Origin of the sequence: Chryseobacterium capnotolerans (genome assembly GCF_021278965.1) — a bacterium.
Lineage (GTDB): Bacteria > Bacteroidota > Bacteroidia > Flavobacteriales > Weeksellaceae > Chryseobacterium > Chryseobacterium capnotolerans.
Genome location: NZ_CP065589.1, coordinates 4813410 through 4827191, shown reverse-complemented (window position 1 = coordinate 4827191; position 13782 = coordinate 4813410). Strand labels below are relative to the sequence as shown.

General features: G+C 35.6%; 18 protein-coding genes. 6 read left to right on the top strand and 12 right to left on the bottom strand.

Annotation, left to right across the window (positions count from 1 at the left end; genetic code table 11):
• Nucleotides 1-14: 14 nt before the first annotated feature.
• The 4 genes from H5J24_RS23115 to H5J24_RS23100 form a co-directional block, all read right to left on the bottom strand.
• On the bottom strand, nt 15-881 hold the full coding sequence (locus H5J24_RS23115; protein WP_068941078.1) for an NAD kinase: 867 nt from the start codon (nt 879-881) through the stop codon (nt 15-17).
• Nucleotide 882: 1 nt separating this feature from the next.
• Nucleotides 883-1536, bottom strand: a complete 654-nt coding sequence (locus tag H5J24_RS23110) for a CBS domain-containing protein (protein ID WP_068941076.1) — start codon at nt 1534-1536, stop codon at nt 883-885.
• A 187-nt stretch (nt 1537-1723) separates the two neighbouring features.
• Nucleotides 1724-2254 (bottom strand): RNA methyltransferase, encoded by a 531-nt coding sequence (locus H5J24_RS23105; RefSeq protein WP_068941074.1) that lies wholly within the window; start codon nt 2252-2254, stop codon nt 1724-1726.
• Nucleotides 2255-2259: 5 nt separating this feature from the next.
• Nucleotides 2260-2742 carry a toxin-antitoxin system YwqK family antitoxin gene (locus tag H5J24_RS23100; RefSeq protein WP_232815901.1) on the bottom strand — a complete coding sequence of 161 codons (483 nt, stop codon included), beginning with the start codon at nt 2740-2742 and terminating at the stop codon, nt 2260-2262.
• A 192-nt stretch (nt 2743-2934) separates the two neighbouring features.
• On the opposite strand from H5J24_RS23100, the gene H5J24_RS23095 reads away from it, so the two are divergent.
• On the top strand, nt 2935-3492 hold the full coding sequence (locus tag H5J24_RS23095) for a hypothetical protein (protein WP_232815900.1): 558 nt from the start codon (nt 2935-2937) through the stop codon (nt 3490-3492).
• A gap of 53 nt (nt 3493-3545) precedes the next feature.
• On the opposite strand, the gene H5J24_RS23090 is transcribed toward H5J24_RS23095, so the two are convergent.
• Nucleotides 3546-4424, bottom strand: coding sequence for a bestrophin family protein (locus H5J24_RS23090; protein ID WP_068941070.1), 879 nt, complete (start codon nt 4422-4424; stop codon nt 3546-3548).
• Between the two features lie 256 nt (nt 4425-4680).
• Between H5J24_RS23090 and H5J24_RS23085 the strand changes: the two genes are divergently transcribed.
• Entirely contained in the window at nt 4681-5559 is an 879-nt protein-coding gene (locus H5J24_RS23085; RefSeq protein WP_068941068.1) for a cupin-like domain-containing protein, read from the top strand.
• A 241-nt stretch (nt 5560-5800) separates the two neighbouring features.
• Here H5J24_RS23085 and H5J24_RS23080 read toward each other — a convergent pair whose 3' ends face one another.
• Complete coding sequence (locus H5J24_RS23080) at nt 5801-6331, bottom strand: GNAT family N-acetyltransferase (RefSeq protein ID WP_068941066.1); 531 nt, start codon at nt 6329-6331, stop codon at nt 5801-5803.
• A gap of 122 nt (nt 6332-6453) precedes the next feature.
• On the opposite strand from H5J24_RS23080, the gene mutS reads away from it, so the two are divergent.
• Nucleotides 6454-9042 (top strand): DNA mismatch repair protein MutS, encoded by a 2589-nt coding sequence (gene mutS / locus H5J24_RS23075; RefSeq protein WP_068941064.1) that lies wholly within the window; start codon nt 6454-6456, stop codon nt 9040-9042.
• Nucleotides 9043-9077: 35 nt separating this feature from the next.
• Here mutS and H5J24_RS23070 read toward each other — a convergent pair whose 3' ends face one another.
• From H5J24_RS23070 to H5J24_RS23060, 3 genes are all read right to left on the bottom strand, one after another.
• A complete protein-coding gene (locus H5J24_RS23070) occupies nt 9078-9242 on the bottom strand; it encodes a bacteriocin (RefSeq protein WP_141395628.1) in 165 nt (54 codons plus the stop codon).
• 29 nt (nt 9243-9271) lie between these two features.
• Complete coding sequence (locus H5J24_RS23065) at nt 9272-9433, bottom strand: hypothetical protein (protein WP_167386962.1); 162 nt, start codon at nt 9431-9433, stop codon at nt 9272-9274.
• Nucleotides 9434-9553: 120 nt separating this feature from the next.
• Nucleotides 9554-10423: a hypothetical protein gene (locus tag H5J24_RS23060; RefSeq protein ID WP_068941062.1), complete on the bottom strand. Its 870-nt coding sequence runs from the start codon at nt 10421-10423 to the stop codon at nt 9554-9556.
• A gap of 149 nt (nt 10424-10572) precedes the next feature.
• On the opposite strand from H5J24_RS23060, the gene H5J24_RS23055 reads away from it, so the two are divergent.
• The 3 genes from H5J24_RS23055 (at nt 10573) to H5J24_RS23045 (ending at nt 12204) form a co-directional block, all read left to right on the top strand.
• Complete coding sequence (locus H5J24_RS23055; RefSeq protein WP_068941059.1) at nt 10573-11058, top strand: TlpA family protein disulfide reductase; 486 nt, start codon at nt 10573-10575, stop codon at nt 11056-11058.
• 13 nt (nt 11059-11071) lie between these two features.
• Nucleotides 11072-11728, top strand: coding sequence for a thioredoxin family protein (locus tag H5J24_RS23050; protein ID WP_068941058.1), 657 nt, complete (start codon nt 11072-11074; stop codon nt 11726-11728).
• Between the two features lie 74 nt (nt 11729-11802).
• Nucleotides 11803-12204 carry a ribosomal maturation YjgA family protein gene (locus H5J24_RS23045; protein ID WP_068941056.1) on the top strand — a complete coding sequence of 134 codons (402 nt, stop codon included), beginning with the start codon at nt 11803-11805 and terminating at the stop codon, nt 12202-12204.
• A 25-nt stretch (nt 12205-12229) separates the two neighbouring features.
• Here the strand turns inward: H5J24_RS23045 and H5J24_RS23040 are convergent, their stop codons facing one another.
• The 3 genes from H5J24_RS23040 to H5J24_RS25760 form a co-directional block, all read right to left on the bottom strand.
• On the bottom strand, nt 12230-12994 hold the full coding sequence (locus H5J24_RS23040) for a YARHG domain-containing protein (protein WP_232815899.1): 765 nt from the start codon (nt 12992-12994) through the stop codon (nt 12230-12232).
• 148 nt (nt 12995-13142) lie between these two features.
• On the bottom strand, nt 13143-13433 hold the full coding sequence (locus H5J24_RS25765) for a DUF2306 domain-containing protein (RefSeq protein ID WP_283250747.1): 291 nt from the start codon (nt 13431-13433) through the stop codon (nt 13143-13145).
• The gene (locus H5J24_RS25760; RefSeq protein ID WP_283250745.1) at nt 13333-13779 is read right to left on the bottom strand and encodes a DUF2306 domain-containing protein; all 447 of its coding nucleotides are present in this window, start codon (nt 13777-13779) and stop codon (nt 13333-13335) included. The genes H5J24_RS25765 and H5J24_RS25760 overlap by 101 nt, the downstream gene beginning before the upstream one ends.
• Between the last annotated feature and the right edge of the window lie 3 nt (nt 13780-13782).

The window sequence follows — 13782 nt, the reverse complement described above, 5'->3', positions numbered from 1 at the left end:
TTTTTAAGAAATCACTAATTTCTTTTGTCACGCCCCCAAAGCAGCTTCTGACGGATGGTTTCGTAAAAGCTCAGATTATTAGGCTGCACCAGAAGAAGCTGGAAATCGGCTTTTCTGATGATAATTTCCTTATCGGTTTCAATATGAATCAGTCTGGAGTCTAAAGACAATGAGTATTGGGGTACTCTGCTTTCCACTCTGAATTTAATTTCTACTTTATCGTTAACTACTAAAGGTCTCACATTCAGATTGTGAGGGGCGATAGGAGTGATGACGAAGTTTTCGTTATTCGGGGAAATGATGGGTCCGCCACAACTTAAAGAGTAAGCCGTAGATCCGGTTGGAGTGGAGATAATCACTCCATCACCCCAGAATACATTCAAAAACTCATTATTAATATAAGAGTCTACCGTAATCATAGAAGTTGTTTCCTTTCTTGAAATCGTTACATCATTTAAAGCATAAGGAAAAGATCCTTCCAGATTTGGAGAAACCACTTCGATTACTGATCGGCGGCTTGTTTTTACATCTCCTTTTAAGATAGAATCCAGTTCTTTAAAAGCTTCTTCCTTTGTAAAAAAGGCAAGAAATCCTAATCTTCCGGTATTTACACCTACCACAGGAATTTCAAGATCCTCAATGAAAGTAAGGGAGTTTACAATGGTTCCGTCTCCACCAAAGGTGAAGAAAAGATCCACTTCTTTATCCAAAAGGTCCTGTTTGTTGTTGAATGTTTCGAAAATCTTCGAAAACTGAAGTGCTTCAGCCATTTCATCATACAGAACAGATTTTACACCTCTGGTTTCAAGTTCAGAGATAAACTTGCTTAAATATAAAAAAGTATCAAGATCTTTTTTCTGAGAATATATGGCTGCCTTCATGTTATATTTCTATAAATTTTTGGAAAAAACCGAATCGGTCCTTAAACAGATCGGATTTCTCATCAGAATAGTATTTTTCAACAATTCTGTAGTCGTACCGGTCAAATGTTGAGTCTATCGAGGCTAGGTTTTCATTGCTGATCTTGATAGTAACGTGAATTACTTCATCAGACATAAAGCTGATGAATCCACCATAAAATTTCGAGTTATTGCTTTCCACAATATTGGCAATTTCCGTCATGGAGTATTTTCTGGAAGGAGTTTCTACGGTAAGAATAGCTCCTGATTCCGAAAATAATGGATAACGGGAAAGGTCCTGGAAAATATCATCACAGGTAATATAGCCCAAATATTTTTCATTCTTGTTAATCACTGGGATTACATTGGTATTGAATGTATAAAACAGGCGGATACTGTCCATGACATTATTATCATCCAGAATAGCAAATCGCTCGATCTGATGCTCAAGATCCTTCAAAGTTCCTCCATCTTCTTCGTATAAAAAGTCCTTGGCAAGGGCTCCGTAAAAGTGATGGGATTTTTTGATGAAAATATGAGAATATCCGAAGTCATCCAATGTATTTCTTGCCGACTCTATAGAGTCCGAAAGGCTAAAACATGGGAAATCTTTTGAGATATAGTCCTTGATAAACATTGTGCTAATTTATAAAAAATTAAACGAAACTGTTTCTGAAAACACGACTTTTTTTATGTAAAAACAAAAAAAGTGCCGTTAAAATTTGTTTGTAAATAAAAAAAAAGTACCTTTGTCGCCTTTCATTTTTACTTTTTATTAGATTTATTTCAAACTGCACTGTCTACTAACGACATATGCAGTTTTTTTATTTTAGGGCTTTAGCAAACTCCCACATCACAATTCCACCACATACACTTACATTTAGCGAATGCTTGGTTCCCAGTTGTGGAATTTCTAAGAATACATCAATATTAGGGAGTACCTCATCACTGATTCCCTCTACTTCATTACCTAAAATTAAAGCATATTTTTTAGACTTGTCAATAGAAAAATCTGTAATCATTTGGCTTCCGGTGGTCTGTTCTATACCTATGATTTCATATCCTCTGCTTTTCAAATCTGAAATAGCATTGTTGGTGTCATCTTCATGAGACCAGTCTACACTTTCTGTAGCCCCTAATGCGGCTTTGTGAATCTCACGGTGGGGTGGTTGCGGGGTAATTCCGCAAAGGATTATTTTTTCAATTAAAAAGGCGTCTGCCGTTCTGAAAGCAGCACCTACATTGTGCATACTTCTGATATTATCTAAAATGATGACCAACGGAATTTTTTCAACTTTCTTAAATGTTTCTACATCTATTCTGTTAAGTTCCTCCAGTTTTAGTTTCTGTACCAATTGTTTTATTTTGTTGAGATTAATTTTCCGTCTTTATAGACCTCTGTTTTTTCAATGCTTCCGTCTTCACGGTAATGGATTCTGTTACCATTCCACTTGTCATTTACAAATTCTGTTTCGCGCTGTAACTTTCCAGATGGGTAGAATACTTTCCATTTTCCAGTGGCGAGGCCGTTATCATAAGTTCCGGTTTGCTTTACTGATTTTCCATCTTCATGAAAAAGTTTGGTTTCTCCGTGCAGTTTTGCAAATTTATAGTTGGAAACTTCCTCTGCGACTCCTTTGGGAGAATAGAAAGTGGCCGTAAAGCTATTGTCATAAACATTTTTGTCGCCATTTCTATACATTTCTTTAGCGGTTAGAGTACCATTCTTATCATAGTAAACCCATTCCTTTACTTTAAAGTCTTTTTTGAATTCACCTTTTGCATTGACTTTTCCGTTTTCGTGATAAAAAACAGCATCACCTTCTTTTTTCCCTTCTTCCATTCAATCTCATTCTTCACTTGTCCGTTATCATAAAATTCTTTGCAGTTTCCTTCCTGCAATCCGTCTTTATATCCACAAGGTTTCTGTGCGAGGCCCATGATGGAAAAAGAAAAAAACAATAGAAAAATGTATTTCATAGCTATTTTTATTTCAAAAATAGTAAAATACTTATATTTGATTCAAAAATATACTATGAAAAAATTATTGACTTTATTTATACTGATGTTTGCCTTTTTGCATACACAGGCACAAAATACGTATTATCCACAAGCTTTTTTCGATAAAAAATTAGCCCGCGATATGCTTGCTTTCGGAAATTCAACCATTGAAGGGGTGGCTTCTACCAAACAAAAAAATAACTGGGGCATCAAGCCGCTGCTTGGGCAGAAACATTATGCTCCAAAAGGAACTGTTATTATGCTTTTTCCGGTAACTCCTTATTTTGAAGAGTTTTATAGCATGAGAAAGAAGTACGAAAACAAGAAAACGACGGTGTATATGTCTGAAGAGGCTTTTAAATATAGAGTAGAAGCTTTAACGGATGACCACGGAAGATTTAAATTTGAAAAGTTGAAACCTGGTAAGTACTATCTTGAAACAATTGTAAACTTTACCGCAACAGGAAGTTATCAGCAGCAGACCGGAACAACAGATACTTATAATGGATTGGGTAACTATTTGTACTCATCACCCATTTATTCCACTTTTTCTATGGTTATGATGCCGCGAATAGGGAAAGTAAGTTTGTAGAGATCAAACAGGATGGAGAACTTAAAGAAATCAACCTTTAAAGGGTTGATTTCTTATTTTTTGTTCATGATCTGATGAACATTTTTTTCAATATTCTGGGCTATTGTTTCCATTGGAATATCATTCTCATCATTGTTGAAAGGATCTTCAATTTCTTCAGCAATCATTTCAAGACTCATCAGTACATAATACACAAAAACCGTAAGCGGAATCATGAAAAGCCCAATGGTAATAACATAGGCAATAGGAAGGGCAAGTACATATAAGATGATGAATTTTTTAATAAAAGAGGAATAAGAATAGGGAATAGGAGTATTTTTAATTCTTTCACATCCGCCGCATACTTCCAGAAATCCTGAAAGCTGAGTATCTAAATAGAGCATTTCAATTTCTGAAATTTTCCCTTCTTTCTTTAATTGATTCAGCTTATGGCTTAGAAGAATAATAATTTCACTTGGACCATGGTTTTTCAACGTTTTTTCAATTTCTGTATAATCTTCATCTAATGCCAGACGGGTTGATTCTTTAGAGAGATGTTTGGCTAAAAAGTGAGGAAAATATTTTAAATATCTTGAAATCTGTTCTGCATCCTGACGATTATCTCCAAGAATGGTATTGATTTTTATCGCAAAGTTTCGGGAGTCATTCACCAGTTTTCCCCAGAGTTTTCTTCCTTCCCACCATCTGTCATACGCAGTATTGGTTCTGAAAACCAATAAAAGGGAGAGTACAAATCCAAGAAGAGAATGAATCATTCCTACATTACTGATTCCTGATTTTGCCGTAAGATGAAAATATCCTACTTCCAGGTACTGAATTCCCCAGGAATATAATCCCACCATAATCATGCTAGGGAAAAGGATCTTCAGCGTATCACTTTTATGTAAACTGAATAGGATTTTAAGGAAATGTTTCGTGTTGTAGACTCTCATAAATTCGCTTAATACTACAAATATAAATTTTTCAGAATAAAGTAGGAAGTCTGAAGAGGGAGGCTGGAAGAGAGAAGTTATTGATCCCGAAGAGGAGATTTAGGGTTTCTATAAAAATTTTTTATAAAATAACATATAGAAGTTTGTAGACAAATAGTAACTTCCAGCATCTCTCTTCCAGCTTCCCTCCTTTTCACCTTAATTTTTACAGTTTTCAAAAAAACACTATTTTTATTTCGCATTAAATACAAAATACATGATCCTCGAAAACGTAGATATAGTCAATGATATCAGTAAAGAAGATTTTCAGAAGAATTATTTTAAAAAGCAAAAGCCCCTTTTAATCAAGAATTTTGCAAGCCGCTGGGATGCTTTTGAGAAATGGAATCTTGCCTATATCCGTGAAAAGGCTGGTGATCAGGATGTTCCTTTGTATGACAATAAACCCGCTGATGCGGCTAAAAGTTCTGATGCTCCGGTAGCCAATATGAAGATGAAAGATTATATTGATACTATAAAAAGTAAACCCTCAGATCTTAGAATTTTCTTCTACATTATTACAGATAGACTTCCGGAACTTCTTAAAAATTTTACATATCCTGACCTGGGTATGAAATTTTTCAAAAGGCTTCCTACTTTGTTCTTTGGGGGAAGTGAAGCTCATGTACTGATGCATTATGATGTAGATTTGGGTGACTTCATGCATATTCATTTCGAGGGAAAAAAGAGAATTTTGTTATTCGATCAAAAACAATCTCCGTTTTTATATAAAGTTCCATTATCTGTTCATACGATCTATGATGTAGATTATGAGAGTCCTGATTATGAAAAATTTCCTGCGTTGAAGTATGCAAAAGGATATGAAATCTTTATGGAGCATGGTGATGCCCTTTTTATTCCCGGAGCATTCTGGCATTTTAACCGATATCTTGAACCTGGATTTTCGCTGTCATTGAGAGCGCTTCCCAATAAACCCAATGTTTTTGCCAATATGCTGTACCATGTCTTTATCATGAGGTATACAGATAAGCTTATGCGTAAACTGTTTAAAGCAAAATGGGTGGAGTATAAGCAGAAGTGGGCTTATAAGAAAAGTTCAGAAGCGCTGGAAAAGTATTTGCAGAAAGGGAATTAGTTTGATAAGATGGAAGATGGAGGTGTGAAGCTGGAAGTTATTTTTGCCGGAAATTCAATGTAAGTCTTTCATAAAAATATTCTGTTCTTATATCTAATGTTGTGTTATTGTCATTGGTTACACCGAATCTTCGATTTCTGACGAAGGAAGAATCTCCTATATCCTTACGGATGTATAGAATGATAAGTAGATGTTTATAGCCAAATAGTAACTTCCAGCTTCCCGCCTCTGACTTCCAGCTTTATTTATTAATCAAGCCGAAAATTTTAGCATCCACAAATTTCCCTTTTTCAAAGAAGTAATCTCTAAGAGTTCCTTCTTCCTGAAAGTTGATTGAGGTTAAAAGTTTTTCGGAAGAAATATTGGCCGGATCAATAAAAGCATCCACACGATGCAATCTCATGCTTTCAAATCCAAATGTAAGAATAGGAAGGATGGCTTCTTTCATATAACCTTGTCTCCAGAAAAGAGGATTAAGTTCGTAGCCAATTTCAGCCTTGAAATGTTCTCTGTACCAGTTATGATAACCGCAGGTACCAATCACTTTACCGTCAGATTTCAATTGTAGAGCCCATCGGAACCCTTTTTCTTTCTCAAATTCACTGTTGAAATGCTGAATGATTTTCTGTGCATCTTCGATAGATTTGAACGCTTCAAGATCATAATATTCCATGACCTCATCTTGGGAAAAATATTCGAATAGATCTTCACTGTCATCAAGGGTGAGTTGTCGCAGAATAAGTCTTTCAGTTTCTAGAACAGGAAATTTCATGGATTTGATTTTATGGTGAAAATACAATTAATTCCTGATAGGGAAAAGTTATTCAGGGATAACGATGAAACAATTCTGCAACCCTGGATTTATTTTTTTAAATTTGGGGTTCATTTTTTACTATGGCAAAAACGAAGAAGGAAACCCCGTTAATGACTCAATATAATACCATCAAGGGCAAATACCCTGATGCACTTTTACTTTTCAGAGTAGGGGACTTTTATGAAACTTTTGGGCAGGATGCCGTGAAAACCTCTCAGATTTTGGGAATTGTTCTTACGAAAAGAAATAATGGAGAAGGAAGTGTAGAATTAGCCGGATTTCCACATCACTCTATAGATTCTTATCTACCAAAATTGGTAAGAGCTGGAATGAGAGTTGCGATCTGTGATCAGTTGGAAGATCCTAAAATGGTCAAAGGAATTGTGAAAAGGGGGGTTACAGAACTGGTAACTCCAGGAGTGACTTTTAATGATCAGGTTTTAAATTCTAAGAAAAATAACTTCCTGCTTTCTCTTCATAAGGAAAAAGAAAAATATGGAATTGCTTTGGTGGATATTTCTACCGGAGAGTTTTTGGTAAGCGAGGGCAACCTTGAAAAATTGCTGCATATTATTAATACTTTTGATCCGAGTGAAATTATTTTCCAGAGAAGTGCACAGATACCGGAGCAAATTAAGAATAAGAATGCTTTTAAACTGGAAGACTGGGCTTTTCAATACAATTTTGCCTACGAGAAATTAACCAGCCATTTTAAAACGAATTCATTAAAAGGGTTTGGAGTAGAAACCCTTCCATTAGCCATTACAGCAGCCGGAGCTATTTTTGCGTATCTGGTAGAAGATACCCATCATAACCTGCTTTCTCATATTACCAAACTTCAGATTATTCCTCAGGAAGATTATCTGATGATGGATAATTTCACCTTAAGAAATCTGGAAATCGTTTATCCAAGCAATCCGCAAGGAAAGTCATTGCTGGATATTATTGATAAAACCTCAACTCCGATGGGAGGAAGATTGCTGAGAAGAAGAATTATTCTTCCTTTAAAATCTGTAGATGAAATTGCAAGAAGACTTTCACTGATTGATTTTTTAAACGAGAACGATCACCTTAAATATGAAATAGGACAACTGTTAAAATCAATTTCTGATCTGGATCGATTGATGGGGAAACTGGCCGCAGAAAAAATCTCACCAAGGGAATTTGGACACCTGCGTCAGAGTTTAATCAATATCCATACAATCAAAGCATTATTGCATCCTCATGCGGATGTACTGGCATGGTTGGAACCTTTATTTGATCTTGAAGAACTTATTAAATTCCTGCAGAATCATCTGAATGAGGAGCTTCCGGTAAGTCTGGCCAAAGGGAATGTAGTAAAAGACGGGGTTTCTGAGGAACTTGACAGATTGAGAAATCTTCAAAACAAAGGCCGTGGGTTTCTTGATGAAATGTGTCAGAGAGAGATTGAAAGAACAGGTATTACAAGCCTTAAAATTGATTTCAACAACGTTTTCGGATACTATATTGAAGTCCGAAATACCCATAAAGATAAAGTTCCAGACGATTGGGTAAGAAAACAAACTCTAGTAAATGCTGAACGATACATAACCGAAGAATTAAAGGAATATGAAAGCCAGATTCTGGGGGCTGAAGAGAAGATAAGCATTCTGGAAAACCAGTTGTACAGGAATGTGTGCTCTGAAACGATGGTTTATATCGATCAGATCCAAGGGAACTCTAATATTATTGCACAGATTGATGTTGCTGCGGGACTGTCTGAATTAGCAGTTTCAGAAAGCTATACCAAACCTATTTTGAATGACGGTTATGCAATTGATCTGAAGGAAGCAAGACACCCGATTATTGAAAATGCACTTCCACTAGGAGAAAAATATATTCCGAACGACATCTTCCTGGATAAAGATTCTCAGCAGATCATCATGGTGACAGGTCCGAACATGGCCGGTAAATCGGCAATCCTGCGTCAGACGGCTATCGTTTGTCTTCTGGCTCAGATAGGAAGCTTTGTCCCTGCTAAACATGCTGAAATCGGACTATTGGACAAGATCTTTACAAGGGTAGGGGCTACGGATAATATTTCTGCCGGTGAATCTACATTCATGGTAGAAATGAATGAAGCAGCCAATATCCTGAATAATATATCAGAACGAAGCCTTATCCTTTTAGATGAAATTGGGCGTGGAACTTCTACTTATGATGGGGTCTCCATTGCATGGGCTATTGCAGAATATCTTCATCAGCACTCTACACAGGCGAAGACTTTATTTGCCACCCATTATCATGAATTGAATGAAATGACCGTGAATTTCGAAAGAGTAAAAAACTTCCACGTTTCTATTCAGGAAAATAAAGGGAATATTATCTTCATGAGAAAACTGGTTCCGGGTGGTAGTGAGCATAGTTTCGGAATTCATGTAGCTAAACTGGCAGGAATGCCTGCAAAAGTAGTCAACAGAGCCAATGAGATTCTTAAAACGCTTGAAGCAAGCCGAACTCAGGAAGGAGGAGCCTCAGAAAATATCAAACGGGTAACTGAAGAAAATATGCAGCTTTCTTTCTTCCAACTTGATGATCCGGTTTTGGAAAATATTCGAGAAGAGCTTACCAAAATAGATATCAATACTTTAACACCGATTGAAGCTTTAATGAAGCTCAACGCCATAAAAAAAATGATTGGAGGATAATCCAATCATTTTTCTTTTATAAGAGTTGAAAATACTTAGCAGCAGTATCCATCTTTACCTCTAGGGCCTATGATCATAAAATGACTGCTTACTCCTCTCAGCTTGCATAGATCTTCTGCACAGTTCGCTTTAGCTCCACCGCTGATTTCTTTAAGCTCAGCTTTGGTAAGCTTCTTTTTGTGAGTGGTTGATTTTTTCATATTTCTTAATTTGGTAATTTAATCTATAACTAACAACAAGGGCCATCCTGAATTCCGTAAACGCCATATTGTTCCTCTCCGGTATTTCGGTCAAAACAACTAAATACCAGCGGGCAGATTGGGCCTGCTCCGTTAATCGTTTTCATTTCTCTTTTGGTAAGTTTCTTTTTTTGAATGTTTGATTTTTTCATAATATTTTAGTTTGATTGTACTCAAATATACAAAATTATTCAAATAATTCTATTGATTGTGAAAAAAAATAACTATGGGTAAGGTAATAAAAAAGAGAGCCTTACGCTCTCTTCTGTATTTTATAAATGATTGTACTCGTAAGTACGAACCTCGCTATTTGTTATATTGTTACCCGTTTTATCATAATATGTTCTGACATTTTTGGTAGGGTAGTTGCTTGTATTATATTCGTAAGCGGACTTAAATATTCCCCACATAGCTCCTCCGGACCCATTGTTAAGATCTAGTTTATCACTATAGCTTACAATATTGTGAGAAGATCCATTTTCATCTTCAGTATCAATAATTTTTAAATACCCTGTTATATTTTTATAAGGAGAGTTTTTGGTATCATATACTATAGGCTGCAAAATACCAGTAGCAGGACTAAAACCAGAAGTACCAGGAATAGGAACTTTTGCCGTTTCTGTCCAGCTGTTTAGAGAACCATCAGAGTTTAATACCGCGTTTTTGGTTCCGGTTGTTACTGACGGTGATCCTGTAAAGCTTCCTGCCAAAGTTCTTGTATAAGTTATTTTTACGGTAGTGTTAGAAGTATAAGCATAATTAGTTTCGTCTGTTGCGGTATCTCCTGAGGAAAGCATGTGCTGAACAGTTACTTTTTTAATCAACTTTCCGCTTCCGTCGTAAGTATAATTTATTTTAAAAGTTGAGCTTCCTCCTGTGGCTAATTCTTCCGTAATTAAATCTCCGGTATAAGTATAAGTAGAAACTTCATTTGTATTAATGTTTTTAACCTGAGAGATTTTTGAGCCATTATAGCTAAATACCGATATTTCTCCATCCAGCGTTAGTTTGGAGATTAAAACTGGTGTGTTAGGATTATTGTTCCCATTGTTATTCCCATTATTAGGGGATGTAGTGTCATCATTGCTGCTTGAGCAGGAAGCCAAAAATAGAATTGGCAGTAGCAAATAAGCTTTTTTCATGGTTTTTATTATAAGTCCGTAAAAATATCAAAAATATCAATTAGAACTGAAAAAAAAATAACAGATCATAAATAACAATGAAAATATTCCATTTTAGAATGATCTTGTTTTGCAGATTATTGAATTACATTATTTTACTAAATTTGAATATGAAGAAAGTATTAAAAATTCTAGCTGTCTTTCTGCTCTGTACAATTTACAAAGCGCAGCAGACCGAAGTTTCTGTTTTGAAATATGAAGAGCTGGAAAAGAAAATTCAGTCAGAGAAGGATAAGTTTCTGGTTGTTAATTTTTGGGCAACTACCTGTGCACCCTGTGTAAAAGAGCTTCCTCATTTTATGGAACTCAATCATCAATATGCAGGTAATCCTAAGTTTAAGATGATTCTTGTTTCTTTAGATAGGCTGGTGGATAAAGAAAGGGTTTTAAAATTCATTAAAAATAAAAATCTGACCGCTGAGGTTATTCTTTTAGATGATATTAAAAGAATGAATACCTGGATTCCAAGATTTGAAAAAGAATGGGACGGAAATATTCCGGTCACGATTTTTTATAAAAACGGAGAGAAAGTACATTTCAATGATGGTGAAATGAGTAAAGAAGATCTGAAAAAAACAATTACTGAAAATCTATAATAAATAATTGATTATGAAAAATCTGAAAATTGTAATGGCTGCCATTATCACCGGATTAAGCTTGCTAAGCTTTACAGCAATAGACCGCGATAAAAATGAGCCTCAAAAAGAAAACATCTCAGCTGTAAAAGGCTATGAAGTGGGAGATGAAGCTGCTGACTTTAAACTTAAAAATATTGATGGGAAAATGGTCTCCCTGAGCGATTTTAAAACGGCTAAGGGTTTCATTGTTATCTTTACATGCAATCATTGCCCTTATGCTAAAAAATATGAAGACAGAATCATTGAACTTGATAAGAAATATAAAAGCCAGGGATATCCAGTAATTGCTATTAATCCCAATGATCCAAATGTACAGCCGGAAGATGGTTATAAACAGATGATCAACAGAGCAAAAGAGAAAGGGTTTACTTTTCCGTATCTGGTAGATGAAGGGCAGAAGGTTTATCCGCAGTATGGAGCCACAAAGACTCCGCATGTTTTTGTACTGCAAAAGGAAAACGGGAAGAATATTGTAAAATATATAGGCGCTATTGATAATAATTATGATAATCCAAATGATGTTTCAGAATACTATGCTCAGGATGCTGTAAATGCTTTGATAAAGGGTGACGCAGTGAAAATGACGAAAACAGTTGCCATTGGATGTACAATCAAAGTAAAGAAATAATATATTTGCCAAAATAAAAATCGGTATTCATTAAAATACCGATTTTTTATGCCTAAACTTTTAAAAACATAAACATGAAATTCCAATTTAGCCTGAAATATCTTCTCATTTCCATTTTTATTTTCCTGATTGAAGTGCTGATTGCTACGAAATTGAAGGATATTTTCTTTGTGAGGGCTTATCTTGGTGATGTTATTGTGGTCATACTTCTCTATACCCTAGTAAAGAGCTTCTTCACGGTAAACAATGAAAAACTTATTCTTGGAATTTTAGTCTTCTCCTGCTTTATAGAAGTTGCGCAGTATTTCAATATTGCAGAAAAATTAGGCTTCCGTCCTGGAAGCCTGATGTATATTGTGATTGGAAACTCTTTCTCGTGGATTGATATTCTGTGTTATGCCGTAGGTTGTCTGTTGATCTATCTATTCGTTATAATGACAAAAGGTCAGAGCTTAACTTCAACACCTGATCTCTAATACCTGCTACCTATAATCTAATAATCTATCTTCCAAAGCTGTCATACTTGTCTTCAGCATATTTAATGAATCGGTTCAATAAGGCTACATTATCCTTTTCCATAGGGGACAGTTCATTGTCTACATTATTAGAAACCGGAATATACCAATTCGTTTGCTCAAAGAAATCCCTGTAAGTTTCTTTTTTAAAGGAATAACCATGTCTTGCAAATACTGAGTTTTTAATAATCTCCATATCCAGTTTTCTCAGGTTCTTAAGGTCTTTTTCACTGAGTTTTTGTTTAGAGGCGTTCAGTTTAAAAATCGCTTCTGAAGCAACCCGATTCTTTGATGTTGTGTAGCTTTCGGTTTTTCCATCACTGTCGGTATATTTCTCTACAAAATCTTTGGGATTGTTCCAGTCAACCAGATTAGAATCCGGATCTAGCATAAAGTTAGGATTGTAAACAAAGTCTTTTTTGATAAGTTTGAGAGATTTCTGAGGGGCTTTTACTGCTTTTTTATTAAATGCATTCCACTTTCCGGTTAAGCTGTCTCCGCTTAGTTTTACCTCAAATCTGCCATCTGTTTTATCGTTTCCGGGTTCATCCAGGACAAAAGATTTTGAAGCCTCATTGAAAATCCCTTTTACAGGACGTTGATTTCCATTTACGATGCTTTGTCCGTAAACACTGTCTTTGGTAATCCTGTTGATCTTTATGGAAATTTTTTTGTAGACATTCTCATCATATTCAGAGCCATCTACATCATCAACGACTTTTTCCATTCCCGCAAAATCACCTGTATACACTCCGTAATATTCTTTATGAACTTCAGGAATTACAACAGAGTCTTTTTTGCTGTCAGGGAATCTTTATTTGATTCGTTTATTTTTCCGTCTTTTTTACAGCTAATCAGAGAAACTGCAAGCAGGGAAATCAAGGTGTAATGTAAAGTTTTCATATCTGTTTTTTTGTAATTAGGTATTCAATAAAAAGGATATTGGGAATCCAGCCCAGCCATGCAATGATTTGGTAAACATCCATGGGATTAGGTTGGAATAAATATACGATAATAACCTTCCACATTCGCAATGTGATGGCTGATAAGGTAAAAGCAAAGCTCCGCCACATCCACTGCTTGTGCTCTTTAAATCTTTTTTGTCTTGCTAGCTGATAAGCTTTGAAGGTAGAAAACCACCATAAAAAGCCCAGTATAACAAATGAAATTTTTGAAAAAAAGACCTCCATTGGCAAAAAAGCCCATATAAATTCCCGAAGGAGCGGCTAAAATCAGAATGAGAAAAATATACACCTTTCCTGTATTCCGGTGAGAACTTTTCCATCCGAAATCTTTACGCAGTATGGCTAAAAACCCTGAAAGAAGTACAAAAATACTGGTGTACACATGCGTGTAGAAAAAGTAAAGATATTCCGGTCTCTGTTCCACCTCAGTCTGCTTAATCATCAGGAAGCTGACATTGGGATCCAAAGGGATATATTCCAGCGTAATGCTAAGCATCAGCCAAAAGAAATACACAAATCCTATAATGAGAAGGATTTTGAAAAATGGGATATTTCTTTTGGCTGAAAGCATTCT